This window comes from Caballeronia sp. GAFFF1, assembly GCF_023630705.1.
Taxonomy (GTDB): Bacteria; Pseudomonadota; Gammaproteobacteria; order Burkholderiales; family Burkholderiaceae; genus Caballeronia.
The window spans coordinates 124,600-150,094 of sequence record NZ_JALQEM010000030.1; the positions used below are offsets into that span (position 1 = coordinate 124,600).

Sequence of the window (25,495 nt, forward strand, 5' to 3'; positions counted from 1 at the left end):
TCTCACTGGGCCGATACCTTCACGATGATTTGCGCCTGCGTATCGCGTTCAATCTTTCGAAGCGCCGGCAACGAAGCCTCGAAGTCTTCCGGCGAACAGACCTGCTTGCCGAAGCGTGCATCCAGCGTGCGCGATACCTGGATCACATTGCTCGCCGGATCAAACACATAGCGCGAGCGATAGCGGAAAAAGCCGCTCGTCAGTTCGAGATCGTCGGGCACTTCGGCGACTCGCATCGTCTTCGGCAGCGCGATCTGCGATACCTCGTCGTATGCGCCGCCCACGCACAGATACGGCTGCGTGCGCGAGCGTTCCGCGAGCCAGTTGCGCGTCTGCGTGGCGATGCCGCCCGACAGGCTCGTAAGCGCGGGCAAGGCGGTCGTGCCGGTCGGCCAGACGACATCATCCAGCGTGCCGCGCAGCGTCGTCGCGAACGGGCCGCTGGTGGCATCCACATCGCTCGTGGTCAACGCCCCCGCGCCGCGCAAGTTCGTGAAGCGCAGGCGGTCCGCGGCGATCTGGTCGCGCCGCTGCGCGCCCGCGAACCGCAGATTCATGCGCTCCAGCTCGGCGCTCCATCCCGCGTCTTGCACCCAATACGCGAACGTCGCCTCGCCTTGCGGCGCGACATCGATCTGAAGCCGCGCCGTGCGCGAAAGCGGCTGCGTCGCGGGCGTGCGCGACAGCGCGCCGCTACCGACGAGGAGCGTCGGCCGGTCCATGTCCGCGAGCGGCAAGAAGCCGAACTCGACGCTCGACGCCGTGCTGTCCGCAAACATCCCCAAGTCCGGCAGATAGGTAATGATGTGATTGATTGCGCCCGCGCCGTAGCCCGGCACCGAGGGCAGCGAGTAGACCGAGCCGAGGCCGATCAACGCGGGCTCGTTGCGGATGCCCACCGCGTCGAGCAGCGCGCCGTACAGCGCGACGTGGTCCTTGCAGTCGCCGTAGCGGTTCGCGAGCACGTCCGTCACGCGATGCGGCACGGCCGGACTCTGCCCGATGAACATCGCGACGTAGCGAATGTTGCGGCGCACCCAGTCGTACAGGGTCCGGGCTTTCGCACGCGCGTCGGCGTCGTTGGCGGTCAGCGCTTCAGCGAGCGCCCGCACGGCAGGATCGCGCGCGCTCGCATCGGCGGCCGACGCGCGGTAGCTCGCCGCGAAGCTCGCGTAATCGGGAAAGGTGGAGACCATCAGCCGGTCGCCGTATTGCGCATAGCCGACGGAGCCGCTCTCGATGCGCGCAATCTGCTCGCGACGGTAATCGAACACATAGCGCGTGCGGCCGTTTCCGGTGACAGGCGCGCGCGCAACATAGCCGCGCGTATCGGCGTAGAGCGGCTTCGTCGCGGGAAGATCGAAAACGAGTTGCTGATCCAGCACCGGCCGCTGTCCCGGCTCGACGTAATAGCCGAACTGGCCGGGAATGACCGGGCTCGCCTGGCTCTTGCGCGAATGCAGGTGCACCGTCGAGCCGACGCCGACAGCCGGAAAAATCACCGCGCGCAGCTTCGCGTCCTGAAACGTCGGCGCGCCCGCCGAGCGCGGCTCCTGAATATCGCGGATCTGATCAGGCGAGACGTCGTGGCGCGCGCCGTTCGCGTCGACGGAATACGCCTCCACGATGTCCACCTTCGACACGCTGCGGTCGTACCAGACGTAACGCTGCGCGATCTCGTCGACGCCCGCCGCCGTGTTCGCGCGCAGCACGGTGCGGTCGTCCTCGCTGACGGAGCCGTCGTCCGCGACGACGAACTCGTGCACGTCGCTCACGACGGTGGACGGCTCGTCGGCGTCCGGCGCCGGCGCGGCCCACGCGCCGATCGCGACCAGGCACAGCGCCAATGCGTACGGGATTCGCATGAAGAACCGGCTCATGTTCGACTCACGAGGAAACGCGCGAACGTTCATCGTACCCGAGCCGGTGTCGCCGCGACAATTTGTATCACGTTGCGATATAATTTTACGCTTCGCCGCGTGCCTCACGCGCGATTCATTGAACCTCTCACAAGAACTCCTCGCTGAAAACGTGTCGCGCACCGTCCTCTTACGCTGGTTACATGGCTTCCTCCCCGCTCCCGTCACGCTCAGATGGACCGAACGGCTGCGCGCGGGCGCGGGCGCGCTCATCGGCATTGCGCTGACGGGCGGCATTGCGCGTCTGCTCGTCGGCGATACCTCGGCGATTCCGTTGCTGATCGCGCCGATGGGCGCTTCCGCCGTGCTGCTCTTCGCCGTGCCCGCCAGTCCGCTCGCGCAACCGTGGTCGATCATCGGCGGCAATCTCGTGTCGGCGATCGTCGGCGTGTCGTGCGCCGCGCTGATCCACGATCCCGTCGATGCCGCAGCGCTCGCCATTGCGCTCGCCATCTGCGGGATGTTTGCGCTGCGCTGCGTGCATCCGCCTTCGGGCGCGGTGGCGCTGACCGCGGTGCTCGGCGGCCCGTCGATTCACGCGCTCGGCTACGGCTTCGTGCTCGCGCCGGTGGCCATCCAGTCGGCGGCGCTACTGTGCTCGGCCATCGTCTATCACGCGCTGACGGGGCACCGTTACCCGCACGTCGCGCAGGCGTCGCCGAAAACGCCGGACGGCGCGGCCTTCACGCGCGCCGATCTCGAAGCCGTGCTCGCGCGCCGCAGCGAAATGCTCGACGTGGATCCGGACGATCTCGAAGCGCTGCTGCGCGAAACGCAGTTGCAGGCTTACGCGCGCCGCTTCACCGAATTCAGTTGCGCGGACATCATGTCGCGGGGCGTGGTGTCCGTGACGCCCGACACCACCGTCGACGAGGCGCTCGCGCTGCTCGCGCGGCATCGCGTGAAGGCGCTGCCCGTGATCGACATGACCCGACGTGTGCGCGGCATCGTCACGCGAGCGGACCTCGCGCCCGCCCACCGGTCGGCGCCGCGCGATGCCTTCGCGCGCGCCGTCGAGCGCATCATGCGCGGCCCGGCGCAAGCGCCGGCGCGCGTCGGCTCGCTGATGACCACCGATGTCTGCACGATCGACTCGCGCACCTCCATTGCGGAACTCGTGCCGATGTTCGCGGACTTCGGGCACCACCACATTCCGGTGGTCGATAAAGACGAGCGCCTGCTCGGCATGATCACCGAAACCGATCTGATCTCGGGGCTGTATCGCCAGAGCTTCGCGGGTGAGCGCAGGAGCGCCTGAGAAAAAATGAAAAACGCACGCACGCTGACCAAGCCGGACTTCGAGCAGCTTTCGGAATTCCGCTATCAGATGCGCCGCTTCGAGCGGTTCTCGGAGCGCGCCGCGCAGGAAGAAGGCATCACGCCGCTGCAATATCTGCTGCTTCTGCACATCAAGGGCTTTCCGGGCCGCGCGTGGGCGACGGTCGGCGAGCTGGCCGAGCGATTGCAATCGCATCATCACGGCGTCGTGGCGCTCGTCACGCGCTGCGAAGCGCTCGGGCTCGTGCGGCGCGAGCAGAGCGCGGAAGATCGCCGGCACGTGCACGTGCATCTCGAAGCGCGCGGCGAGCAGGTCCTCGCGCGCCTCGCGGCCCTGCATCGCGCGGAGCTGAAATCGCTCGACGGCGCGTTCCGCGTCCCGCAAATCGATCTCTGAGTCTCGCGGAGTTTTCTGGAGTGACAGGCATGAATCATCATAAACGCGACTTTTCCGTGAACGACCGGCTGCTGCGCATCTGCGGGCTCGCGGCGGTGATCGGCGGCATCAGCACGCTTGCGGCGGTCGTGCTGCTCGCGCTCATTCATCTGTTCACGAATCTGTTCTTCTTCCAGACCTTCTCCATCGAGGACCGCTCGCCCGCGCTCAATACGCTTGGGGCCTGGGTCATCGTGATTCCGGTGATCGGCGGGCTGATCGTCGGACTGATGGCGCGCTTCGGCTCCGAGAAGATTCGCGGCCACGGCATTCCCGAAGCGATCGAAGCGATTCTGTTCGGCAAGAGCCGCATGTCGCCGAAAGTGGCGGTGCTGAAGCCGCTGTCCTCGGGCATCGTGATCGGCAGCGGCGGGCCGTTCGGCGCGGAAGGCCCGATCATCATGACGGGCGGCGCGCTCGGCTCGTTGATCGCGCAGTGCATCGACGTGACGGCCGCCGAGCGCAAGACGCTGCTCGTGGCGGGCGCGGCGGCGGGCATGACCGCCGTGTTCGGCACGCCGGTCGCGGCGGTTCTGCTCGCCGTGGAACTGCTGCTCTTCGAATGGCGGCCACGCAGCTTCCTGCCCGTGGCGCTCGCGTGCGCCGTGGCCGGCTTCGCGCGGGCGTTCGTGTTCGGCACCGGGGCGCTTTTCCCGATGCAAACGCAGCCGCCGCACATGATTTCGCTGCTGTCGTGCCTCGTCGCCGGGCTGTTGTCGGGCGTGCTCGCGTCGGGTCTGTCGGCGGCGCTCTATAAGCTGGAAGATGCGTTCGCCAAGCTCCCGTTGCACTGGATGTGGTGGCCGGCCATCGGCGGCGTCGTGGTCGGCATCGGCGGATATCTGGAGCCGCGCGCGCTCGGCGTCGGCTATGACGTGATCGGCGATCTGCTGCATCAGCACATCGCCATTCAGATGGCGCTCGCGATTCTGGCCGTAAAAGCGGTGATCTGGGTCGTGGCGCTCGCGTCCGGCACGTCGGGCGGCGTGCTCGCGCCGCTCCTGATGCTCGGCGCGGGCCTCGGCACCGTGCTCGGCGCGGTCTTGCCGGGCCACGACACGGCGCTCTGGCCGCTCGTCTGCATGGCCGCGACGCTCGGCGCGACACTCGGCGCGCCGCTCACCGCCATCGTCTTCGCGTTCGGCCTCACGCACGACAGCAACGCGCTCCTGCCGCTGCTGGCGGCGACGCTCGTCGCGCACGGCTTCGCCACCGTGGTCATGCGCCGCTCGATCATGACGGAGAAGATCGCGCGGCGCGGCTATCACATCTATCGCGAATACGGGGTGGACCCGCTGGAGCGTCACCATGTCGATGAAGTGATGACGCGCGACGTGAACACCATCGACGCCGCGACGCCGCTCGCTGACGTGCTCGCGCGGCATTTCGGGCCGCAGCAGGCGCACCGGGCGTATCCGGTCGTGCGCGACGGCGCGCTCGTCGGCATGCTGGATCGCGCGGCATTGGCGGCGCTCGGCGAGGCGTCGCAAGCGGGCGCCGTCACGGTCGGCGAGGCGCTCGCGCAGAAGAACGAAGCCGCGCCTGCCGTCGCGCTGCCCGGCGAACCGTGTCGTCTGGCTGCCACGCGCCTTGCCGTGCATGACCTGGAACGCCTGCCGGTCGTGGCGGACAAGGAGTCGATGCGGCTTGTCGGCATCGTCTCGCGCAGCGATCTCGTGAAGCCGGCGCGCGCGCATTTCGACGAAGAGCACCAACGCGAACGCTTCCGCGGCTTTCGGCGCACTCACGCGTTGCGCAAGCCGTAAGCGTCATTCGACGCGGCAAAAGCGATGCAGGTCCGCGTGCAATTCCGCGAGCGGATGCGACCAGTCGCCGAGTTGCTTCTGTCGATAGAGGCGCATGGTCGGATACCACGGCGTGAAGCGGGCGCAGTCGTACCAGCGGCAATCACAGGCCTGCGCAAGCAGCACCCACACCGGGCGATTCAGCGCGGCGGCGAGATGCGCCGGACCGCTGTCGATCGAAATGATGAGATCGAGCGCCTCGAACGCGCGGCCGGTAGCGCCGAATGTGTGCAGATACGGCGCCATGTCGACGACGCCGTGCGCCTGCATCAGCGCGCGCTCGGCCTCGCCGGGTTCGCCCACTTGCAGCGAGTAGAAGCGGCACGACGCATCGGCGAGCAGGCTGGCAAGGTTGCCCGGCTGCATCGAACGATACGGCTCGTGGCGCGCAGTGCTAGCGCTGCGCCAGATCAGGCCGACTTTCGGGCGCGGGCCGTTTGCGTGCAATAGCGCGCTCGCTTCGGGGGGCAGAGGCTTTGCGGCATCGAGGCCGATCAGCGCTGCCGGATCGGCTTGCGGCGCGTAGGGCGAAGGCTGATAGCGCGCCCACAAATGGAACACGGAGGCGACGCGGTCGCAGCGTTGCGCTTCCACCGTGCGCACTTCGACCGTCGGAACCGAAAAGCGCACGCCCTCTCGCGGCCGCACGACATCACGCCAGGAATCGAACATCTCGAAGACCACCTCGCGCGCGCCCTCGCGCAACAGGGCATCGACATAGCGCGAGAAGAGCACGAAATCGCCAAAGCCCCCTTCGCCGAGCAGAAGAATCGACTTGCCCGCGACCGGCTCGTCCATGCCGAGCATCTTATGCTTGAGCCGCTCGATCCACGGCCTGTCGCCGCGGAACAAAGTATCGAGGAGCGCCTCCGCGCGGCCGGTATCGCGATTGGCGCGCTGGAGTTCGTGCGCTTCGTGATATTTGCCGCGACTCAGCAGCACCATGACCAGCTCTTCGGTGAGCTGATAGTGGAGCACGTCCGACATCGGGTAGTGAAGGCCGCGCTTCAGCCACGCTTCCGCCTCGGCAAACATGCCGAGATAGTTCATGTCGATGCCCATCTGCCCCGCCCACACGCCGCCGGCATCGGGCTGCGCGGCGATCTCGCGCAGCATGGCTTGCGCTTCGGGTGCCCGCCGTGCCATGCGCAATGCGCGAACATTGTCGATGGTGACCGCGAGTTGGGCGTCGGATTGGACGTGCATTTTCTGAACGAGAGCGAAATGACAGCGCACGATGCCAGATCGACCGCTTCTTTGGATGTCATAAAAGGTGGTGACTTAAATGATAGGCATGTCGCGGCCGGAATCGATCAATAAAATAGCGCTGCTTGTTTGCAGTTTGCGCATATCAGCCGCGTTGAAAGCCGCGCGGCTATGCGGCCTCGCCCCTGCCTCACCGCTATCACATGTCATGAAATATATTCGTCAACGCGTGCCGATAATCGCGGGCACGGCCGCGCTCTTTCTTATCACGCTTGTCGGGAATGAATTACTGTTTCCGCATTCCGAGTACGTGCCCGGCGCTAACTGGATTTATTTGCCCGCCGGCATGCGCTTGCTCTGTACGCTGCTCTTCGGCGAAGCCGGCGCAATCGGCATGCTGTGCGCCGCCTGGGTCAGTTGTGTTTTCCTGTATTTTCCCGACGATCCGGTGCGGTCGCTTTTCTACGGCACGATTTCCGCGCTCGCGCCTTATCTCATTTATCTGTTCGCGACCGGCGCGCTCGGCTTGCGCACGTCGTTATCTAATTTGACGGCGAAGCGACTTCTGCTGCTTATTCTGCTGTATTCGATTGCCAGTCCCGCCCTGCATCAGTTATGGCTCGCCATGCATGGCGAAGCCGCGGGCGCGGGCAAGCGCTTCGTGGTCATGGTGGTGGGAGATTTGTCCGGTAGTCTGATCGTGATTTACGCGATCAAACTGGCGTTATGGGGAATGGTGACACTCCCGCCGTTGCGGCGACGCTTGAGCGACTGGTGAACCGGTCGAGGAATGACGCCGCCCGGCTTGAATGCCGGGCGGCGCCTGTTTTAACTGCTTCTCATCTCTCTCAGGTTCTCGCGTAGCAATCAGCCATATTCAGCAATTCATTGCCAACTCGATTACTTCGCATCATAGCATTTGCTTATCAGCTTGATAAGTTTTTTGTGGGCGGAGCGCCCCGCGCAGACAAGTATGATTCAGTGCACTACGATGTCAAATTCCCTGGACGCTGGAGCAAGCGCATGACAATGACGAAGAAACCGCTCGTCGACGCTTACTTTCGCTTTCTGAATCTCGCGCAGGCCGTGCAGGCGCTGCCTTCGGTGCCGAAGCTCGACGCGGCCGAGGAGCGCCTTCTCGAAGCGCTGACGGCGGCCTGGCACGCGGGCCGCACGCTGACGGTCACCGAAACAATGGCGCTGTCGGTCGCCGGCGCGCCCGCCACCGTCCACCGCAAGCTCACGCGCCTCAAACAGCAAGGTCTCGTCACGCTCGATGAAACCGGCGCGGACTTGCGCACGAAATCGGTAGTGCCGACCGCCAAGGCGCTCGCCTACTTCGAAAAGCTCGCCGCGTGTCTGGAGGAAGCAAGAAAGAAGTAGCGCGCGGGTCGGCGCCGCGCGGTTTATTCTGTGGCTCCTGCACCACGAAAGCGGGAGTCGGAGTCATGAAGCCTCTCAACACGCGGCGCTCGCCCGGCCGGCGCGATTTTTTGCGCGCGACTGCGGCTGCCGCGCTTGCCGTGCCCGCTGCTGCCGCATTCGCCACGGACGCGGCCATCGAGCCCATTCACAAGCGCCCGATTCCCTCGACCGGCGAAGCGTTGCCGGTCGTCGGATGCGGCACCTGGCGCACGTTCGATGTCGGCAATGACGCCGCCCGCCGCCGCGAACTCGCCGACGTGCTGCGCGTGCTGTTCGCGGCCAGCGGATCGGTTATCGATTCCTCTCCGATGTACGGCACCTCCGAAGCCGTCGCCGGCGCGCTGCTCACCGAACTGCACGCGCGCGACAAGGCGTTCATCGCCACTAAGGTCTGGACCGAAGGCCGCGAGGAAGGCATCGCGCAAATGGAGCAGTCGATGCAGCGCCTCGCCGCGCCTCGCATCGACCTGATGCAGATCCACAATCTCCTCGACTGGCGCACGCAGCTAGCCACCCTGCGCGACTGGAAAGCCGCCGGGCGCGTGCGCTATATCGGCATCACGCACTACACGTCGGGCGCGTTCCCACAGGTCGAAGCCGTGTTGCGCGCCGAGCGCGTCGACTTCGTGCAGATCAATTACGCCGCCAACGACCGTGACGCCGAAGCGCGCTTGCTGCCGCTCGCGGCGGACCGCGGCGTCGCGGTGATCGTCAATCAGCCGTTCGGCGGCGGGTCGCTGCTCGCCGAACTGCGCGGCAAGCCGCTGCCGGCTTCCGCGGCCGAACTGGGCTGCGCGAGCTGGGCACAGCTTCTGCTGAAATTCGTGCTGGGCAATCCGGCGGTCACGTGCGTCATTCCGGGCACGGGCCGCCGCGAGTACATGATCGACAACGTTCGCGCGGGCATCGGCGTCTATCCGGATGCGGCGTTGAGACGGCGAATTCAGGAAGCCGTCGCGTGACGTTCAATGGGAGAAAGACAATCGATGGGCGATCCGTTCAACCTGCAACGCTTCGTGAATGCGCAGGAAAGCGTCATCGATGAAGCGCGCGCCGAGCTGTCGGCCGGCCGCAAACGCACGCACTGGATGTGGTTCGTGTTTCCGCAGATCGCCGGCCTCGGGCACAGCCCGATGGCGCAGCGTTACGCAATTCAGTCGCTTGCCGAGGCGCAGGCTTATCTCGCGCATCCGGTGCTGGGCGCGCGGCTCGTCGAGCTGACGCGCATCGTCAATGGCGTCGAAGGGCGCAGCGTCGAGGACATTTTCGGCTATCCGGACCACATGAAATTCCATTCGTCGATGACGCTTTTCGCGCGCGCCGCGCCCGACGAGCCGATCTTCGACGAAACGCTGCGCCGTCATTTCGACGGCCAGCCGGACGAAGCGACGCTCATGCGCCTGCGCTGATTTCGGGCGACGGGCATGGCCGTTGCAGCTTGCGCATGTCTACTTCAACGGAGCCTGACATGAGCCGATCGCTGAAAGTCCACGACCACGTGAGCTGGAATACGCCGCAGGGCGAAACCACCGGCCGCGTGGTGCGCGTCATTTCCGAGCGCACCACGCTCGACGGTCACACGGTCAACGCGTCGAAAGACGATCCCCACTACGAAGTCGAAAGCGACAAGAGCGGCAAGCGCGCGGTCCATAAAGGCAACGCGCTCAAGCACATATCGCACTGAGTGGGGAAAGAAAGAAAAGGAGCGGCGACGCGGTTCATGCAAAAGCCCCGGTAAACGGTCAAACTGCTACCGCGCCGTTATTGCGCCTTTTCGCAGAACCGTCTTGCCAAATCTTTTGAGGAATAGATATGAACTTGAAACTCGTGGCATCGCTCTTCGCTTCGTCGGCCATCGGCCTTGCTTCCACGTCTTCATTCGCGCAGGTCGCGGGCGCGCAGCCGCTCGGCGTGTCCGTCCAGGTCTCGACCGCGATCATCGACGGATGGAGCGTCAAAAAGTCGATTCTGAACAAGCCCGTCGTCAATGACGAAGGCGCGCGCGTCGGCGTGATCCACGACATCATCATCGCACCCGACCATTCGGTCTCGTTCGCGATTATCGCGGCCAATCAGTTCCTCGGCGTGTCGCACCACGACGTGGCGATTCCGATCGAACAGTTCGACGTGAAGAGCGGCAAGCTCGTGCTGCCGGGCGCGACCAAGGACGCCATCAAGGCGCTGCCCGAATTCCAGTACTCGAAGGTGAAGTCCGCGCCGGCGCCGCGCGCCGACTCCGAACACCACTGACCTGGCAATTGATTGATGCAGCGGCGCGGCCGCCGCTGCATCCCTCTTACGTTCGACGGAACTCCTATGTTCAACGCGCTGCTGCTCGACAAACAGGACGACCGCACGGTTGCGTCCATTCAGTCAATCGACGAGTCGCGTTTGCCGCAGGGCGACGTGCTCGTGCGCATCGAATATTCGACACTCAATTACAAGGATGCGCTCGCGATCACGGGCAAAGGGCCGGTCGTGCGGACCTTTCCGATGGTGCCCGGCATCGACTTCGCGGGCGTCGTCGAGGAGAGCACGCACGCGGACTACAAGCCGGGCGACCTCGTCGTGATGAACGGCTGGGGCGCGGGCGAAACGCACTGGGGCGGTCTCGCGCAGAAGGCGCGCGTGCCGGCCGGGCATCTGATTCCGCTCCCTGCGGGCATCACGACGCGCCAGGCGATGGCCGTCGGCACGGCCGGCTATACGGCGATGCTCTGCGTGCAGGCTTTGGAGCAGCACGGCGTCGCGCCCGGCGACGGCGACGTGCTCGTGACCGGCGCGAACGGCGGCGTCGGCAGTTTCGCGGTGGCGATTCTCGCCAAGCGCGGCTATCGCGTAATGGCATCGACGGGCCGGCCGGAGGAAGCGGCGCGGCTTCGCGAACTCGGCGCGGCGGATATTGTCGACAGGCAGACGTTATCCGCGCCGGGCAAGCCGCTGCAGAAAGAGCGGTTCGCCGCGGCGGTGGATTGCGTCGGCAGCCACACGCTCGCCAACGTCTGCGCGAGCTTGCGGTACGGCGGCGCGGTCGCGGCGTGCGGGCTCGCTCAGGGCATGGATTTTCCGGCGACGGTCGCGCCGTTCATTTTGCGCGGCGTCGCGCTGCTCGGCGTCGATAGCGTCTATGTGCCGCGGGAGCGGCGCATCGCGGCGTGGAACGCGATTGCTGCGGACGTGCCCGTCGAGACGATCGAGCGCGTCGCGAGCACCATTCCCCTCGCCGATGCGCCGGACAGCGCGGCGAGCCTGCTGCGCGGCGAGATCAAAGGGCGCGTGATCGTGGATGTGAATGCATGAACGCGGCGGGGGCGCAGACGGTGAGTTTCGTCGGTTAGCACCTCCTGACCATCCAACGTTTCGAGCCCGATTGCACGCGCGTCAATGCACCCGGAGTCTGCCGCGTGGCGAAACCAGAGGCGCGTGAGCGTCGATTGGCAGGGCGTGCGTGCGGCGCGGCGTGACTTGCAATCCGTGCTGCCGACGCGCCGTCGCCGTCAACATCTCGCTCGCCGACGCGCTGAATGCGCACGAGCGAGCTTCGCGACGAGTTAAAGGGTGCGTCTTCGTCGTTGCGAACGTGGAGCGCGGCGTGGCGTGGACTGCCATGCGCGTCACCGATTGGCGCTTCGCATGGCGCGCGTCGCCGCGAGCACGATTCACCCGCCGACGCGCCGGAAACGCCCTATGTCTGCTTCGCGGCGAGACCCGCCGGCGCGCGATCGTGCATGCGAACGCGAAGCACAGCACAGCGACTTGCCACGCGTCGCTTCGCGTTTAGAACGTGCTCCACCCACTGCCATCCGCAGCCACGCTCGCCACTTCCTTGCGCACTGGCGTGGGCCGCGTTGCCTTGCGCGCGACAACCGGCGCAGGCGCCGCAAAACCCGAACCGCCCGCTTCGACGCTAAAGAACGCCATCACTTCGTTCAGCTTGCGCCCCTGTTCTTCGAGCGCCTGCGACGCGGCCGCCGCTTCCTCCACGAGCGACGCGTTCTGCTGCGTCACTTCGTCCATCTGCGTGATGGCCTGATTGATCTGCTCGATGCCGCGTCCCTGCTCCACCGACGCCGCCGCGATCTCTTCCATGATGTCGGTCACTCGCGCGACAGCCTGCGTGACCTCGCTCATCGTCGAGCCCGCTTCGCCCGCGAGCGCCGAGCCGTCGCGCACCTTGTCGGCCGACTCCGCGATCAGTTCCTTGATCTCCTTAGCCGCCGTCGCGGACCGCTGCGCCAGGCTGCGCACTTCCGTTGCGACGACCGCGAAGCCGCGTCCCTGTTCGCCCGCGCGCGCGGCCTCGACCGCCGCGTTGAGCGCCAGAATGTTCGTCTGAAACGCGATGCCCTCGATCATCCCGGTGATCTCCGCGATCCGCGCCGAACTGTCGCTGATGCCCTGCATCGTCGACACGACGCGGCCGACGACATCGCTGCCCTTGCGCGCGACTTCCGACGCATTCGATGCCAGCGAGCTCGCCTGCTGCGCGTTGTCCGCGTTCTGACGGACCGTCGACGTGAGCTCTTCCATGCTCGCCGCCGTCTCCTGGAGGGATGCCGCCTGTTCTTCGGTGCGCTGGCTCAGGTCGGTATTGCCCATCGCGAGTTCCTTCGCCGCGCTGCCGACGGCACCGCCGCTTTCACGCACGAGGCTCACGGTATCGGTCAGGCGCGCGTTCATGTCGGCGAGCGCGCGCAGCAGATCGCCGGTTTCGTCCTTCGTCTCGGCGACGATCCGGCTGCGCAGATCGCCGCGCGCCACGGTCTGCGCGATTCCGACCGCTTCCGCGATCGGCGCGGTGATGGAACGCGTGACCGCGATGCCCGCGATCACGGCGAACAGCCCGCCGAACACGCACAGCGCGAGCAAAACGTTGCGCTGCGCCTGATAGTTCGCCTCGAATTCGCGCACCATTTCGTCGCGGCGCACGTTCGTGTACGTCGCGTAGTCTTCGGTGGCCCTCACGAGGCGCGCGAGCAGCGGGCGGCAATCATCGTCGAGCTTCGCGATGGCCTCGTCGTGACGGCCCGCGAGCGCGAGCGCTTCGATGGCGGTCGCCACCGGCCCGTACAGCGCCTCGACGCGCGTCATTTCGGCAACAAGGCTGCGCGCCTTGTCGCTCGTGTCGTTCGCGGACGCGACCATGTCCTGCAACTGTTTGAGGCGCGCCTGGACGTCCGCGTGCGCGCGCTCGACGTCGGCTTTCTCCACTTCGACATCGGCGGGCTTCGCGACCAGCACCAGATTGCGCGCTGCGATGGCGCGGCGGTCCACGGCGGCGCGGACCTGCGCGGCCACGTCGGCGCGCGCGTTGATGCCGTGCACGTAATGCGCGAAGCCGTCGGTCGCCGTGGAGAGCGCCCGCAGCGACATGCCCGCGACCAGCACGAGCAGCACGGCGAGCAAACCGAAGCCGGCAATGAGTTTGTTCTTGATGGTGATATTGCGGAGATTCACGCTTGGGGCTCTCTCAGGTCCGGAAAATTCGTTATGTGAATGGCGCTCACGCTCTTCGGCGTGAAAAGCACGCGCGAACGTTTGCTGACATCGCGTCGCGGTGCTCTAGGTTTGATTACGGCGCGGCGGGCGCTCGTCTGAAGGGCTGCGGTCGTCATCGTCCATATCTTGTTCGTCGACGATAATGACGGCTTTCCGCCTTCACTTTGCTCATGACCGATCCGCTCGATATCCGCACGCCCGAATTCGACGCCGCATTGCGCACGCTGCCGCCCACGCCTGCATCGTCCGCCGCCGTCGCCACCGACGAGACGTACTGGGACGCCCTGCGCGGGCTGTATCGGCAGACGGATGCGGTCGTCAATCTGGAGAACGGCTACTGGGGCGCGATGGCCGAGCCGGTGAAGTCGGTGTTCCATCACTGGATCGACCGCCTGAATTACGAAACCACGACGCTGGTGCGCCCGCGCTGGGGCGCGATCCACGACGGCCTGCGCGAGCGCGTCGCGGCGGCGATGGGCTGCGGCGTCGAGGAAATCGAGTTGACGCGCAACGCGACGGAGGCGCTGCTCGCGCTCATCAGCGGCTACAACGGCCTGTCACCGGGCGACACCGTGCTTTACAGCGACCTCGACTACCCGTGCGGCAAGGACGCGATGGAATGGCTACGCGAGCGGCGCGGCGTGACGCCGGTGCGGATCACGATTCCCGAACCGCGCGCGGGCGAGGATTTCCACCGCGCGGTCATCGAAACTTACGCTGAAGCGCTGCGCCAGCATCCGCGAACGCGGCTCGTGCTGGTTTCGCACGTCTGCTTCGCCACCGGCCTCGTGATGCCGGTCGCGGAACTGTCGGCGCTGGCAAAAGAAGCGGGCGCAGACGTGATCGCCGATGCCGCGCATTCCTGGGGCGCGCTCGACTTCGACGTGCCTGCGCTCGACGTGCCATTCGCCGCGCTGAATCTGCACAAGTGGATCGGCGCGCCGCTCGGCTGCGGCGCGATTTACATCCGCCGCGGAAATCTGAGCAACATCGATGCGTATCTCGGCGACCGCACCTGGCCCGCCGACGACATTCGCTCGCGCGTGCATACCGGCTCGCCGAATTTCGCCGCGTGGCTCACGGTGCCGGCGGCGCTGGACTTGCACGCGCGCATCTGCGCACATGCGAAGGAAGCGCGTCTGCGGGCGCTTCGCGATGCATGGGTGAAGCCGGCGCGCGCGCTGCCGGGCGTGCGCATTCTGACGCCGGACGATCCGTCGATGACGGCCGGCATCACCGCTTTCCGGCTCGACGGCCAGAGCGCCCGGACAACGTGCGATGCGCTGCGCGAACGCTTCGGCATCTTCACCGTGACGCGGCCCGGCCCCGACGCGGGAGACGTCGTGCGCGTGACGCCCGCGCTCTTCTCGCGGATGTCGGATGCCGAGCGACTGGCCGATGCGCTCGGCGTGCTGTCGCGCGAGGCGAGCTAGGCAGGCGCGGCTTCGCTGCCTGCGGATCGCGCATCGAGCCCCGCGATCAGCTCGCCCAGCGCCTCGGAGCACGGTGCTTCCACCTTCAACGCGAGCAGCGCATCGGCGCGCGTCTTGCCGATGTTGATCGCCGCGATCGGCTTGCCGCTTTTCGCGGCCCACTCGCAGAAGCGGTAGCCGGAATACACCATCAAAGACGAGCCGATCACGAGCATCGCGTCCGCGCCGTCGAGCGCCCTTGCCGCGTCCTGCACGATCTCGCGCGGCACGCCTTCGCCGAAGAAGACCACGTCCGGCTTGAGCAGCCCGCCGCAACGCGTGCAGCCGGGCACGTCGAACGCGCCGAAGTCCAGGTCTTCGATCAGCGCGTCGCCGTCCGGCACGGCAGGCGCCGTGTAGCCCACGAAGTCGGGATTTGCCGCTTCGAGCAGACGTTGCACGTCCGCCCGCTCGTGCCGCGCGCCGCAGTCCATGCAGCGCACGCGGCCAATGTTCCCGTGCAGTTCGATCACGTCCGGATTTCCGGCGCGCGTGTGCAGCCCGTCGACGTTCTGGGTCACCAGCCGATGCACGCGCGAGCGCGCCGCCAGCGCCCGCACCGCGTGATGCGCCGCGTTGGGCCGCGCGCTCGCCACCACCGGCCAGCCGATCAGGCTGCGCGCCCAATAGCGCCGCCTCGCGTAATCGGAGCCGAGAAAGTCCTTCAGGAGAATCGGCGCGCGGCCGGTACGCTGGCCTTCGCGATCGCGATAGCAGGGAATGCCGGACTCGGTGCTGATGCCCGCGCCGGAAAGTACGAAGAGCCGCGGATGCCGCTCGACAAAGTCGTGAAGTGAAAGCACGTGCCGTCCTTGGTGCGCAAAAAAACGCGCGGTAGTTGCCGGTGCGGTATCTTGAAAATATAAGGCGAAACGCCCGCCGATGCACCGGCCTTACCACTTCGTCGATTCCGGAATTGGCTTGACCAAACGGCGGCGCGCCGATAGATTGATGCGCTGCCCCACCTTATTCGAACGAGAGACACGATGCTGACCGTCATCTGCGAAACCCCCGGCACCCTCAAGGCCGAAGAACGCGCGAAGCCGCAGCGCGCCGAGAACGAAGTGCTGCTGCGCGTGAAGCGCGTCGGCGTGTGCGGCACGGACCTGCACATCTTCACCGGGAATCAGCCGTATCTGTCGTATCCGCGCGTGATGGGACACGAGTTGTCCGGCGTGATCGAGGAAGCCGACGCCGCGAGCGGCCTGAAAGCGGGCGACACCGTCTATGTGATGCCGTATCTGTCGTGCGGCAAGTGCATCGCGTGCCGTCAGGGCAAGACCAACTGCTGCGTGAATATCCAGGTGCTCGGCGTGCATCGCGACGGCGCGTTCACGGAATATCTGAATCTGCCGGCGCAGTTCGTCCACAAGGCCGAAGGCGTCACGCTCGATCAGGCGGCGATGGTCGAATTCCTCGCGATCGGCGCGCATGCGGTGCGCCGCGCCGACGTGCAGCCGGGCCAGCGCGTGCTGGTGGTCGGCACGGGACCGATCGGCATGGCGGCGATCACGTTTTCGCGGCTGCGCGGCGCCAACGTCACCGCGCTGGATACGCGCGAAGACCGCCTCGCGTTCTGCAGGCGCGAACTCAAAGTGAACGCCACCGTGCAGATCGGCGAGCGCGACAAGGAGGAGTTGTCGCAACTGACAGATGGCGAGTTCTTCGACGTGGTGTTCGATGCGACCGGCAACTCACGCGCGATGGAGCGCGGCTTCGAATTTATCGCGCATGGCGGCAAGTACGTGCTCGTGTCGATCGTGCCCGACCGCATCTCCTTCGCCGATCCCGAGTTCCACAAGCGCGAGGCGACGCTGCTCGCAAGCCGCAACGCCACGCCCGAGGACTTCGAGACGGTGCTCGCCGCGATGCGCCGCGGCGACGTGCCGACGGATGCGCTCAACACGCATCGCATGGCGCTCAACGATGTGCCCGCGCAGTTTTCGTCGTTGCTCGACCCGAAGGCCGGCGTCGTGAAGGCGATCGTGGAGTGCTGAGGCACTGATCTGGCCGGCTGCGAACGTAGCTCCGTGCGGCCTCGATCGTCTTGCCCGCGCAGTTTTCGTTGCGGCTGAGTCTCTAGGCGGGCGTCGTCGCACCGATCGTGACGTGTTGCCCCGCTAATGAACGCGCCCGGCTTTATCGGTCGTGCCGCGCCGTCTGTGCCGAAGCGGACGGCGTCGACTCGATTGTGGACTGCCGGATTGCTGTCAGGGCCGGCTGCGCACGTAACGCGGCCGGCCTTGAGCGTCGTGCCACGGCTCGGCGGTATTGCACTAGATCCATACTCGGGCGGATATAGCCCGACTGTTGCCGCTGAGTCTCTAGGCTGGCGTCGTCGCACCGATCGTAACGTGCCGCCCCGCTAATGAACGCGCCCGGCTTTATCCGTTGTGCCGCGCCGTCTGTGCCGAAGCGGACGGCGTCAACTCGATTGTGGACTGCCGGATTGCCATCAGGGCCGGCTGCGCACGTAACGCGGCCGGCCTTGAGCGTCGTGCCACGGTTCGGCGGTATTGCACCAGATCTCATACTCGGGCGGATACAGCCCGATTTCGTCGAAGATGCCGGTCGGCACTTCGATCTCCGGCACGCCATCGAATGCGAGATAGACCGGCGAACCGCACGTCGGACAGTGATGGCGGCGGCCCGTCGCGGAGCTTTCCCACGCGATGGTGTCGCCGGAAACCTCCACCGCGTCGCGCTCGAAAATCGCGTACACGCCGAACGGCGCGCCGTGGATGCGGCGGCACGTCATGCAGTGACAAAGATTGACCTCTTTCGGCTGGGCGAACACGCGCACCCGAACCGTGCCACACGCGCAATGTCCTTCGTGAATGAAAACGCGGCTCATGCATCGCTCCCGGCGTTGCCTGCCTCGCCGCAATCTCGCGACGAAGCACGAGCGCGCTCAGGCGCTCATCGCACGAAGTATCCGCGGTTTTGCATGCACTCGCCGTATGCGCGCCAGTAGCGGACCATCGGCGGCTCGGGCGGCGGAAGCGGCGGCATCTTCATGTCGCCGCCATAGAGCGCATCCGATGCGCCGCTCGCCATGCCCGGCATCGCCGGCATGCCTGCCACGCCCGTGCCTCCGGTGCCGGACGCCGCCATCGGCGCCGACGCGCCGCGCGGCGCGGATGCGCCCGCGACGACCGCCGCCGATGCCCCGGACGCCGCCACGGCGGCCGATGCCCCCGAAGCCGGCGACGCAGCCGATGCCGCGAGCGCGCCCGATGCGGTCGGCGGCAGCGGCGGTTCGACGGCACGCGGCGGGCTTATCGTGCGCGTGTCGGCTGTGCTCTGTTTCGGCGCGGCCTGCGACTCGCGCGCCATGTTGACCTTCGTCGTCTGATTGGCGTACGCATAGCAGGCGGCGTTGTCCACGGCCTGTTGTCCGGCGCTCTGGCTGCGGCCGGGCAAGGTCATCGGCTGCTGCGCGAGAGCGGCGCAAGAGCCGACGAGCAAGGCGATTCCCGCGAGATGTGAAGGTTTCATTGACTGCGTTCCCCGATGCGGTGTTTTTAGTCGTTGCAGTTCGCTCGCCACCGCGTCGCTCGCGCGTATGGCCGCGAGTCTGCGCCGGGCCTGCTGTCAAGGATACCGCGCTCACGCACCGCGCCACGCCAGAAGCACCGGCATCTTCCGCCAAAATCCGCATCGGGCGAGCCCCTGCCGCGTCAGAACTTCATGCCGACGCCCACGCCGAGCACCCACGGATCGATCTTGAGCGAACCCAGATTCGCGCCGCCCGCCGACGCGCTCGTGCGCATCCAGATCTTCTTCACGTCCGCGTTGACGAAGACGTTCTTCGCGACGTCCACATCCACGCCCGCCTGCGACGCCGGGCCGAAGCTGCTGCGCTCGATGGACACGGGCGCGTCGCCCGCCTTCAGCTTGTCGTTGTAGAAGTACGTGTAGTTCAGTCCCGCGCCGACGTACGGCCGCACACGGCTCTGATGATTGAAGTGATATTGCAGCAGGACGGTCGGCGGGAGCACGCCCACGCCGCCCAGTCCGCCGATGTTCGATGTCACCTGATGCCGCGAGCTCGCGAGAATCAACTCGACGCCGATCTGATCGCGGATCATGTACGTGAAGTCGAGCTCCGGCACGATCGCGTTGTTCACGTCGACGCCCAGCGAGCCGAGCGTGCCGCCCGCCGACACCTGCGGCTGTATGCTGATCGCCCGCAGCCGCACGAGCACGTCGCCGGCGTCGATGCCGGTCATCGCTGCATCGCTGGCCGGTGCTGCATGGCTCGCATGTGCCGTCCCCGCAACTATCGCTGCGCTTGCCAGCAGCATCGCCCGAAGTTTCGTTCTCATTTTTCGCTTTCCCGGTTGAAAGCCCGATTGTCCCGGCGCCCTGCGCGCGCCTCTTTGACAGCGGACAACGGATCTCGGCGTGTACTTATCCGGCGACGCGACACCTTGCGCATCGACAAGGAACACGCGGCCGGGTCCGCCGCTTGCTTTTTAAGGGGGCAAAGGACAGAACATTGGGAGAACGAGATGAGACCCACTTTTGGAGCAGCGGCTCGACTGGCGGCGATGCTGGCAGGGGCCGCGTTCGCGCTGGCGGCAAACGCGCAGAATCCGACGGCGCGGCCGGAAGGCCACCCGAGCGGTCAGCAGAACACGCAGCCGAACCAGACGAAGCCGAGCCGGCTCGACAACGACAGCACGCCCGCGTATCAGGAACAGAACGTCACGCCGCCGGCCGTTGCGGCCGAGCACGCGAGCGGCGTGCTGAGAACGCAGCCGGGCAAGACATCGGCGGGAAAAGCGCCGGCACCCAAGCGCCCGAACGGCCTCGGCTTCGATAGCGACGCGGGCAGCATGGGCAAGAAGCCCTGATCGTTTAAAGGAGCCGAGCGGCGCTCAGTTCGTCTTGTTCGGCCACGGCCACGTGAGATAGCGAGACGGCTTTTGCGTCTCGCTCTTTTGCTTCGGCGCGTCCTCGCTCTTCTGCTTCGGCGCGTCGTCGCGCGCTGCATGCGCAGGCGCCGCGCTCTCAGCGGTCTCGGGCAAGTCCTCGCCGAACCACGGCACTTCGCTGCGCCTCTCGTCCACATACGCGCGCCAGCCGGTCGGGTTGTCCTCGAAGAGATCGTGCTTCACGGTATTCGCGAGCATCGGACGATTCAGCGATTCGTCGAGCAGCGCCTTCGGCCACACGAAAAACGCGCCCGATGCGCGCCGGATGAACTCGCGCGGCGTCATGCGCGCATCGACGAAACCGAGCAGCGTGAAGCTCGCGAGCGCGTCGTTGCCGCGCGCCGCGTCGCCGATGCTCGCATACTCGTCGGCGCATTGGCTCAGGCAAAACACCGTCTCCAGCACATCGCCCAGATGCAGCAGCAAGGCGCGTCGTTCATACGGTTCTCGTATCGGGGCCGATTGGTTCGTCATGCGCTCTTTCCTTCCGGTAGGAGATGAGATGCGGACGGCGCGCATCACATGACGCACGCCGCGTTCATCCCGATTCTAGCGAACCTCACGTTGGATTCCGACTCGCGCGTGCGTTAGCGGCAGATGCGATACGGGCCCATGTCGACGTGAAAGTGCGTCTTGTGCAAATCGTTGTAGTCGGGCCCAAGCGTGGTGTCGAACGAATGGCACGCGCCGTCGTGAACGCGGTGCAGGAACACGGCGTCGGGCGAAGCGGTGTCCTCCCAGCGCGCGAGTGTGATGCGCCGGCCATTGGCGAGCACGAAGCCGGTCAGGTCCATGGCGTTCGCGCTTGCATGCTGACTCAGCCCCGCGTCCTTCTGATGATTCACGTTGCGGCACGCGTAGCTGCCGACATGCTCGATGCGCGTCACGCGCTCGCCGAACACGTCGATGGCGGCGGGCTGAAGGTACTGATGCTCGAAGAACGCAATGCCGAGCGCGAGCGGACAGGTCGCGAGAAACGGCGCGCTGAAGCGCACGTCGTCCGATTGCGTGACGCGCACGACGTTCGTCAGCTCGCAGCCGCCCGGCCCGGACGTGTCCGCCATCGGCCGATACTGAAGGCCGGACTGCGCGAGCGCGGCATCGCAGAGTTGCGGGTCGCGGGTCGTGCGCCAGAGCTTGAATTCGGTCAGCGGGCCGGGCGGCGCGCGCACGTCGAGCGGCGCGAACGGATCGTAGCGTTCCGGCACGGCGATGCGTCGCGTGTACACGCCGTACGCAAGCACCAGCGCCGCGACGAACGCGAGCAGCAACAGGCAGCGGATGATTCGCCCGATCACCCTGTTCTCCGCATTCCGGCGCGCTTGCCGTCAACCCGCGGGATGCGAGGCGTCCGTGGCACTGGCCTGCACGCGCTCGGCGAGCTTGGCGTCGTAGCTCGAATGGATGTGCGTGCGCTTTTTGTCCGGATACGCGTACGCATAGGCACGGCGCAACGCGAGCGACGCTTCGTGAAAGCCCGAGAGAATCAGCTTCTGCTTGTTCGGATAGTTAGCGATATCGCCGACCGCGAAAATGCCCGGCCGCGACGATTCGTAGTTCGACGTATCGACTTCGATGCGCCCGCCGCGCACATCGAGATTCCAGCCGGCGATCGGCCCGAGATCCGCGACGAGTCCATACAGCACGACGAGCTTGTCCGCCGCGATATCCGTCGTGCCCTCGACGTGCTTGATGCGCACGCCGCGCAGCGCGCCATCGGGCGCATCGAGCGAATCGATCATGCCGACGACGAAGCTCATCTCGCCCGCCTCGACCTTCGCCTTCATCGCCGCGACGGAGGCCGCCGCCGCCGAAAAGCCGTTGCGCCGATGCACGAGCGTGAGCTTGCGCGCGACGCTGGCGAGCGCGTTCGCCCAATCCAGCGCCGAATCGCCGCCGCCCGCAATCACGACCTCCCGGTCCTGAAAATCCGCGATGCGCGCGACGCTATAGAGCACGTCGCGTCCTTCGAGCGCCGCCGCTTCGGGCAATTGCAAACGCTGCGGCACGAACGCGCCGTTGCCCGCCGCGATCAGAATGGCGGCCACATCGAAAGTCATGCCCTGTTCCGTGCGCACCGTCCAGCGTTGGTCCTCGCGCTGCTCGACGGACTGCACGCGCTGATCCAGATGAATGGGCACGTCGAACGGGCGAATCTGCGTGAGGAGCCGGTCGACCAGATCTCGCGCGGTGCACGAGGGAATCGCGGGGATGTCGTAGATCGGCTTGTCGGGATACAGCTCGATGCATTGGCCGCCGATGCGCCCGAGCGCATCCACGATATGACACGAGAGCCCGAGGACGCCCGCCTCGAACGCGGCGAAAAGGCCCACGGGCCCGGCGCCGATGATCAATACATCCGTCTGAATGGGACTGCTCGATGCGTTCATGTAGTCGTCTTCCGTTGTGCCGGCTCTCCTGCTATGCCAGCATTCAACGGTCCACGATACAGAAAGCATCCGGGCGCGGCAACGAAGCCCCTGCGCTCAGGGCGGCGATTCCGCGCTGCGGCCTACTGCTTCTTCAACTCGCGCGCGTAGTAGGCGGATGCGGCATCGATCTCCTCCGGCGTCATGTTGCGCGCGACGTTGCGCATGACTTCGTTGATGTCGTTCGTGCGCGTGCCTTTGGCGAACGCGATCAGTTGCGCCTTCGTGTACGCCGCCGGCAAGCCGTCGATCCACGGACTGCCCGCCTTGTTGTCGATACCGCCGTGACACGCCGCGCACGGCGCGACATTGCGCATCGGCGCGCCATGCGAGACGATGCCCGGCGCGAGCGAATCGCTGACCTTGCGCTGCGCGGGCGGCCTCGGCAGGCTCGCATAGTAGGCGGCGAGGTCGCGCATGTCCTGATCGCTGAGGTTCGCGGCCATCGGCGACATCACGGCATTGGTGCGCGCGCCCGTCTGGAAATCCATCAACTGCTTGTAGATGACCGACGCATACTGCCCCGCCAGATTCGGCGAATTCGCTTCGCTCATGCCGCGTTCGCCGTGACACATCGTGCAGCGCAAGGCGAGCGTCGCGCCGCGCCCGATGGAGTTCGCGCTCGCGTGCGCGAGCATTTGCGGCGTGACTTCGACGGCGGACAGCCTGATTGTCGGCTGGACGGTCGTGTCACCGCTGTGCCACACGCGCGGCACGCCCGCCGCGCTGCAGATGGCGTTCCACACGCCGGTGAACGAGGCGTCGCGCTGCGCGGACGGCAGCCACACGAAGCCGATCAGCGCCGACACTGCCGCGACGCCGACCGTACCGATCACGCTGGTCGAGAACCAGCGATTGCGGAAGGTGAAGAGACGTTCGTCGCTCATCGCTGCGCTCCGATGGGAACGGCCGGCACCGACGTATCGGAGCGCGCCACGAGTTGCGCGATCGGATAGCCGTAGTTGACGAGCGTGAGGCCGATCATCAGCGCGAGCCACAGTCCGAAGCTGTTCAGCGCGACCGGAACGGTGCGCGGTTCGTGCACCGCGCGGCTGAAGCGGAACTCTTCGACGCTCACGCGCGGCGCGCCGTGCGCCCGTATCAGTACGACGAAGAACAGAATGGCGGACACGACCAGAATGAACCCGCCGATGGTCGATGTCACGACAGAGGCCGCCTGCGCCGCGATTTGCGGATCGCTGTAATCGTAGAACGCCATGCGTCGCGGCATGCCGAGCACGCCGACGTAATGCCACGGGAACGTCAGCACGATCATGCCGATGAACCACAGCCACAACTGCCAGCGCATGAGTTTCACGTCACGCAGCGCGCGCCCCGTGAGATGCGGCCACAGGTCATAAGCGATCGCAAAGTACATGATGACGATTGCGCCCGCGAAAATGAGGTGGAAATGGCCGGTGACCCATTGCGTATTGTGGACAGTCGAATCCAGCTGATAGCTCATGTTGATGATGCCGCCCGCCCCACCGAAGCCCAGCATCACGAATGAAAACGCGACGGCGAGCATCATCGGGTTGTCCCACGGCAGCGCGCGAATCCAGCCGAGCGCGCCGCGGCCGCCGCGCAGCCGCGCCGCGATTTCCACCGACGCGCAGATGGTGAACACGGTCAGAAGCGTCGGCACGGCGACGAGCGCGGTGAACACCGAATGCATGAACTTGAAGCCCGAACCCACTTGCGGGTCGGCGAACAGATGGTGAATGCCGATCGGCATCGACACGACGAGAAACAGGATGAACGAGATGCGCGCCATCGCGTCGCTGTACAGGCGCCCGCCGATGGCGCGCGGGATGATCGTGTAATACGCGATGTACGCGGGCATCAGCCAGAAGTAGACGATGGCGTGCAGCGTCCACGAGAAGAAGACGCGGGCAAGACCGGCGTCGATGGTGCTCTTCCAGCCGATGGCTACCGGCAGGATCATGAACAGCACTTCGATGGCTGCGCCCACTGCCGTCCAGCCCCACAGATACGCGCCCGCGACCGTCGCGAACATCGGCAGCGGCACGGTCTTGCCGGGATTGTCGCGCTTCCACGCGTGCAGATTCACCGACATCAGCGCGACCCAGATCCACGATCCGACTACCACCAGCACCACGCCGAGATAGTAGAACGCGTTGCCGATCATCGGCGGATAGAAGGTGTAGAGCACGGAGGCCAGGCCCATCGCGACCGGGATCATCGCCATGACGGAGCCGACCGCGACGAGCCAGAAGCCGAGCCACGCCCAGCGCACGCCCACGAGCGCGCGCTTGAGCGCAAGCTCGCTCACCGCGTAGCCGAAGCCCATCGCGATGAGCGTCGGGAACACGTAGCCCATCGCAGAGCCGTGCGCCGTCACCGAACGGTAATAGATCTCGGGATTTTGCAACCCGATGAACAGCGGACTGCGCGCGAACATCTGCCAGGCGCCGAGCAACAGCGCGACGCCGAAGGCCGCGAACGCAAGCCAGAAGTGCGCGAGGATAAGGCGCTTGCTATTTAACACAGGACAGTCTCCGCGAATGGGCCGGCAGCTTGTCGGCCATCTGCATGAATTCGGCGCGATCGATCACCTTCACATGCGCCCACATGCCGTGATGCCCGACGCCGCAGAACTCGTGGCAGGGCATCAGATGGTCGCCCGGTTCATCGAACGTGGTCTTGAAGGTCGAGACATAGCCCGGCTCCAGCATCGAGTTGATGTTGGTCTTCGTGATCAGAAAGCCGTGCACGACATCCGAACTCGTCGCGCGGAACGTGACCGGCACGCCTGCCGGCACGAGCAGGCATTGCGGCGTGAACGAGTACTGCTGCGCGACGACGCGCACCGTCACCGAGCCGTCGGCCTCGGGCGCCGTGCCGAGATTACTTTCGACGAATTCGCCGGACACGTGCAGCGTTTCGGGCCGTACCGTCTCGACGCGCGAGGGCGGCATCATCGCCCAGTGCAGGCCGGTGTAGACCACCATCGCGACCAGCACGGCGACGATGGCGAGCACGAGCATCGCCCAGCGTTTCTCGACGCGCTCCGCGACTTCATGTGAACCTGGATGAATGGCCATATATCGCTGCTGAATGGGTCA

The 25,495-nt window shown here is 66.0% G+C and carries 26 protein-coding genes; 13 read left to right on the forward strand and 13 right to left on the reverse strand.

The genetic code is table 11. The features are described from left to right. Positions 1-2: 2 nt before the first annotated feature. Positions 3-1,865, reverse strand: a complete 1,863-nt coding sequence (locus NCR37_RS16715; protein WP_250473967.1) for a DUF3857 domain-containing transglutaminase family protein — start codon at positions 1,863-1,865, stop codon at positions 3-5. Between the two features lie 166 nt (positions 1,866-2,031). On the opposite strand from NCR37_RS16715, the gene NCR37_RS16720 reads away from it, so the two are divergent. Genes NCR37_RS16720 through NCR37_RS16730 form a run of 3 tightly spaced genes read left to right on the forward strand, consistent with a single transcriptional unit; the run spans position 2,032 to position 5,399 of the window. After that, positions 2,032-3,177, forward strand: a complete 1,146-nt coding sequence (locus tag NCR37_RS16720; protein ID WP_250474003.1) for an HPP family protein — start codon at positions 2,032-2,034, stop codon at positions 3,175-3,177. 6 nt (positions 3,178-3,183) lie between these two features. After that, positions 3,184-3,594, forward strand: a complete 411-nt coding sequence (locus NCR37_RS16725) for a MarR family winged helix-turn-helix transcriptional regulator (RefSeq protein ID WP_250473968.1) — start codon at positions 3,184-3,186, stop codon at positions 3,592-3,594. Between the two features lie 29 nt (positions 3,595-3,623). After that, the gene (locus NCR37_RS16730; RefSeq protein WP_250473969.1) at positions 3,624-5,399 is read left to right on the forward strand and encodes a chloride channel protein; all 1,776 of its coding nucleotides are present in this window, start codon (positions 3,624-3,626) and stop codon (positions 5,397-5,399) included. Between the two features lie 3 nt (positions 5,400-5,402). Here the strand turns inward: NCR37_RS16730 and NCR37_RS16735 are convergent, their stop codons facing one another. Then, positions 5,403-6,644 (reverse strand): glycosyltransferase family 9 protein, encoded by a 1,242-nt coding sequence (locus NCR37_RS16735; RefSeq protein WP_250473970.1) that lies wholly within the window; start codon positions 6,642-6,644, stop codon positions 5,403-5,405. A 79-nt stretch (positions 6,645-6,723) separates the two neighbouring features. Here NCR37_RS16735 and NCR37_RS16740 point away from each other — a divergent pair, with 79 nt between their 5' ends. The 7 genes from NCR37_RS16740 (at position 6,724) to acuI (ending at position 11,369) form a co-directional block, all read left to right on the forward strand. Then, positions 6,724-7,422, forward strand: a complete 699-nt coding sequence (locus NCR37_RS16740; RefSeq protein ID WP_250473971.1) for a hypothetical protein — start codon at positions 6,724-6,726, stop codon at positions 7,420-7,422. 245 nt (positions 7,423-7,667) lie between these two features. Further along, on the forward strand, positions 7,668-8,027 hold the full coding sequence (locus tag NCR37_RS16745; RefSeq protein WP_175941611.1) for a winged helix-turn-helix domain-containing protein: 360 nt from the start codon (positions 7,668-7,670) through the stop codon (positions 8,025-8,027). A gap of 65 nt (positions 8,028-8,092) precedes the next feature. Continuing rightward, on the forward strand, positions 8,093-9,031 hold the full coding sequence (locus NCR37_RS16750; RefSeq protein ID WP_250473972.1) for an aldo/keto reductase: 939 nt from the start codon (positions 8,093-8,095) through the stop codon (positions 9,029-9,031). Between the two features lie 24 nt (positions 9,032-9,055). Then, entirely contained in the window at positions 9,056-9,478 is a 423-nt protein-coding gene (locus NCR37_RS16755; RefSeq protein ID WP_250474004.1) for a DUF1810 domain-containing protein, read from the forward strand. A 59-nt stretch (positions 9,479-9,537) separates the two neighbouring features. After that, positions 9,538-9,753, forward strand: a complete 216-nt coding sequence (locus NCR37_RS16760; RefSeq protein ID WP_159833678.1) for a hypervirulence associated TUDOR domain-containing protein — start codon at positions 9,538-9,540, stop codon at positions 9,751-9,753. Positions 9,754-9,881: 128 nt separating this feature from the next. Then, the gene (locus NCR37_RS16765) at positions 9,882-10,319 is read left to right on the forward strand and encodes a PRC-barrel domain-containing protein (RefSeq protein ID WP_250473973.1); all 438 of its coding nucleotides are present in this window, start codon (positions 9,882-9,884) and stop codon (positions 10,317-10,319) included. Between the two features lie 66 nt (positions 10,320-10,385). After that, on the forward strand, positions 10,386-11,369 hold the full coding sequence (acuI, locus tag NCR37_RS16770) for an acrylyl-CoA reductase (NADPH) (protein ID WP_250473974.1): 984 nt from the start codon (positions 10,386-10,388) through the stop codon (positions 11,367-11,369). 477 nt (positions 11,370-11,846) lie between these two features. Here the strand turns inward: acuI and NCR37_RS16775 are convergent, their stop codons facing one another. After that, a complete protein-coding gene (locus tag NCR37_RS16775; RefSeq protein ID WP_250473975.1) occupies positions 11,847-13,526 on the reverse strand; it encodes a methyl-accepting chemotaxis protein in 1,680 nt (559 codons plus the stop codon). Between the two features lie 212 nt (positions 13,527-13,738). Between NCR37_RS16775 and NCR37_RS16780 the strand changes: the two genes are divergently transcribed. Continuing rightward, entirely contained in the window at positions 13,739-15,001 is a 1,263-nt protein-coding gene (locus tag NCR37_RS16780; protein ID WP_250473976.1) for an aminotransferase class V-fold PLP-dependent enzyme, read from the forward strand. Here the strand turns inward: NCR37_RS16780 and NCR37_RS16785 are convergent. After that, positions 14,998-15,843 carry an NAD-dependent protein deacetylase gene (locus NCR37_RS16785; protein WP_250473977.1) on the reverse strand — a complete coding sequence of 282 codons (846 nt, stop codon included), beginning with the start codon at positions 15,841-15,843 and terminating at the stop codon, positions 14,998-15,000. The genes NCR37_RS16780 and NCR37_RS16785 overlap by 4 nt on opposite strands. 183 nt (positions 15,844-16,026) lie before the next feature. On the opposite strand from NCR37_RS16785, the gene NCR37_RS16790 reads away from it, so the two are divergent. Then, positions 16,027-17,037: a zinc-binding alcohol dehydrogenase family protein gene (locus NCR37_RS16790; protein WP_250473978.1), complete on the forward strand. Its 1,011-nt coding sequence runs from the start codon at positions 16,027-16,029 to the stop codon at positions 17,035-17,037. Positions 17,038-17,495: 458 nt separating this feature from the next. Here the strand turns inward: NCR37_RS16790 and NCR37_RS16795 are convergent, their stop codons facing one another. The 3 genes from NCR37_RS16795 to NCR37_RS16805 form a co-directional block, all read right to left on the reverse strand. Next, complete coding sequence (locus tag NCR37_RS16795) at positions 17,496-17,894, reverse strand: GFA family protein (protein ID WP_250473979.1); 399 nt, start codon at positions 17,892-17,894, stop codon at positions 17,496-17,498. A gap of 65 nt (positions 17,895-17,959) precedes the next feature. Then, complete coding sequence (locus tag NCR37_RS16800) at positions 17,960-18,538, reverse strand: hypothetical protein (protein ID WP_250473980.1); 579 nt, start codon at positions 18,536-18,538, stop codon at positions 17,960-17,962. A 182-nt stretch (positions 18,539-18,720) separates the two neighbouring features. After that, entirely contained in the window at positions 18,721-19,368 is a 648-nt protein-coding gene (locus tag NCR37_RS16805) for an OmpW/AlkL family protein (protein ID WP_250473981.1), read from the reverse strand. 186 nt (positions 19,369-19,554) lie between these two features. Between NCR37_RS16805 and NCR37_RS16810 the strand changes: the two genes are divergently transcribed. Further along, positions 19,555-19,899 (forward strand): hypothetical protein, encoded by a 345-nt coding sequence (locus NCR37_RS16810; RefSeq protein WP_250473982.1) that lies wholly within the window; start codon positions 19,555-19,557, stop codon positions 19,897-19,899. A gap of 24 nt (positions 19,900-19,923) precedes the next feature. Here the strand turns inward: NCR37_RS16810 and NCR37_RS16815 are convergent, their stop codons facing one another. The 6 genes from NCR37_RS16815 to NCR37_RS16840 form a co-directional block, all read right to left on the reverse strand. Further along, a complete protein-coding gene (locus NCR37_RS16815) occupies positions 19,924-20,454 on the reverse strand; it encodes a hypothetical protein (RefSeq protein WP_250473983.1) in 531 nt (176 codons plus the stop codon). A gap of 113 nt (positions 20,455-20,567) precedes the next feature. Beyond that, on the reverse strand, positions 20,568-21,278 hold the full coding sequence (locus tag NCR37_RS16820; RefSeq protein WP_250473984.1) for an extensin-like domain-containing protein: 711 nt from the start codon (positions 21,276-21,278) through the stop codon (positions 20,568-20,570). 30 nt (positions 21,279-21,308) lie between these two features. Beyond that, positions 21,309-22,370 (reverse strand): NAD(P)/FAD-dependent oxidoreductase, encoded by a 1,062-nt coding sequence (locus NCR37_RS16825; RefSeq protein WP_250473985.1) that lies wholly within the window; start codon positions 22,368-22,370, stop codon positions 21,309-21,311. A 122-nt stretch (positions 22,371-22,492) separates the two neighbouring features. Beyond that, positions 22,493-23,296 (reverse strand): c-type cytochrome, encoded by an 804-nt coding sequence (locus tag NCR37_RS16830; RefSeq protein WP_250473986.1) that lies wholly within the window; start codon positions 23,294-23,296, stop codon positions 22,493-22,495. Beyond that, positions 23,293-24,918, reverse strand: coding sequence for a b(o/a)3-type cytochrome-c oxidase subunit 1 (locus NCR37_RS16835; protein ID WP_250473987.1), 1,626 nt, complete (start codon positions 24,916-24,918; stop codon positions 23,293-23,295). The genes NCR37_RS16830 and NCR37_RS16835 overlap by 4 nt, the downstream gene beginning before the upstream one ends. Beyond that, positions 24,908-25,474 (reverse strand): cupredoxin domain-containing protein, encoded by a 567-nt coding sequence (locus tag NCR37_RS16840; RefSeq protein WP_175941646.1) that lies wholly within the window; start codon positions 25,472-25,474, stop codon positions 24,908-24,910. Before NCR37_RS16840 ends, NCR37_RS16835 begins: the two co-directional genes overlap by 11 nt. Positions 25,475-25,495 lie beyond the last annotated feature (21 nt).

What these genes read in the sequence shown, in the direction of transcription:
- NCR37_RS16715 (WP_250473967.1), bottom strand. Translation starts at nt 1,865, where the DNA reads ATGCGAATCCCGTACGCATTGGCGCTGTGCCTGGTCGCGATCGGCGCG.
- NCR37_RS16725 (WP_250473968.1), top strand. Translation starts at nt 3,184, where the DNA reads ATGAAAAACGCACGCACGCTGACCAAGCCGGACTTCGAGCAGCTTTCG.
- NCR37_RS16730 (WP_250473969.1), top strand. Translation starts at nt 3,624, where the DNA reads ATGAATCATCATAAACGCGACTTTTCCGTGAACGACCGGCTGCTGCGC.
- NCR37_RS16735 (WP_250473970.1), bottom strand. Translation starts at nt 6,644, where the DNA reads ATGCACGTCCAATCCGACGCCCAACTCGCGGTCACCATCGACAATGTT.
- NCR37_RS16740 (WP_250473971.1), top strand. Translation starts at nt 6,724, where the DNA reads ATGATAGGCATGTCGCGGCCGGAATCGATCAATAAAATAGCGCTGCTT.
- NCR37_RS16745 (WP_175941611.1), top strand. Translation starts at nt 7,668, where the DNA reads ATGACAATGACGAAGAAACCGCTCGTCGACGCTTACTTTCGCTTTCTG.
- NCR37_RS16750 (WP_250473972.1), top strand. Translation starts at nt 8,093, where the DNA reads ATGAAGCCTCTCAACACGCGGCGCTCGCCCGGCCGGCGCGATTTTTTG.
- NCR37_RS16755 (WP_250474004.1), top strand. Translation starts at nt 9,056, where the DNA reads ATGGGCGATCCGTTCAACCTGCAACGCTTCGTGAATGCGCAGGAAAGC.
- NCR37_RS16760 (WP_159833678.1), top strand. Translation starts at nt 9,538, where the DNA reads ATGAGCCGATCGCTGAAAGTCCACGACCACGTGAGCTGGAATACGCCG.
- NCR37_RS16765 (WP_250473973.1), top strand. Translation starts at nt 9,882, where the DNA reads ATGAACTTGAAACTCGTGGCATCGCTCTTCGCTTCGTCGGCCATCGGC.
- acuI (WP_250473974.1), top strand. Translation starts at nt 10,386, where the DNA reads ATGTTCAACGCGCTGCTGCTCGACAAACAGGACGACCGCACGGTTGCG.
- NCR37_RS16780 (WP_250473976.1), top strand. Translation starts at nt 13,739, where the DNA reads ATGACCGATCCGCTCGATATCCGCACGCCCGAATTCGACGCCGCATTG.
- NCR37_RS16790 (WP_250473978.1), top strand. Translation starts at nt 16,027, where the DNA reads ATGCTGACCGTCATCTGCGAAACCCCCGGCACCCTCAAGGCCGAAGAA.
- NCR37_RS16795 (WP_250473979.1), bottom strand. Translation starts at nt 17,894, where the DNA reads ATGAGCCGCGTTTTCATTCACGAAGGACATTGCGCGTGTGGCACGGTT.
- NCR37_RS16800 (WP_250473980.1), bottom strand. Translation starts at nt 18,538, where the DNA reads ATGAAACCTTCACATCTCGCGGGAATCGCCTTGCTCGTCGGCTCTTGC.
- NCR37_RS16805 (WP_250473981.1), bottom strand. Translation starts at nt 19,368, where the DNA reads ATGAGAACGAAACTTCGGGCGATGCTGCTGGCAAGCGCAGCGATAGTT.
- NCR37_RS16810 (WP_250473982.1), top strand. Translation starts at nt 19,555, where the DNA reads ATGAGACCCACTTTTGGAGCAGCGGCTCGACTGGCGGCGATGCTGGCA.
- NCR37_RS16815 (WP_250473983.1), bottom strand. Translation starts at nt 20,454, where the DNA reads ATGACGAACCAATCGGCCCCGATACGAGAACCGTATGAACGACGCGCC.
- NCR37_RS16825 (WP_250473985.1), bottom strand. Translation starts at nt 22,370, where the DNA reads ATGAACGCATCGAGCAGTCCCATTCAGACGGATGTATTGATCATCGGC.
- NCR37_RS16830 (WP_250473986.1), bottom strand. Translation starts at nt 23,296, where the DNA reads ATGAGCGACGAACGTCTCTTCACCTTCCGCAATCGCTGGTTCTCGACC.
- NCR37_RS16840 (WP_175941646.1), bottom strand. Translation starts at nt 25,474, where the DNA reads ATGGCCATTCATCCAGGTTCACATGAAGTCGCGGAGCGCGTCGAGAAA.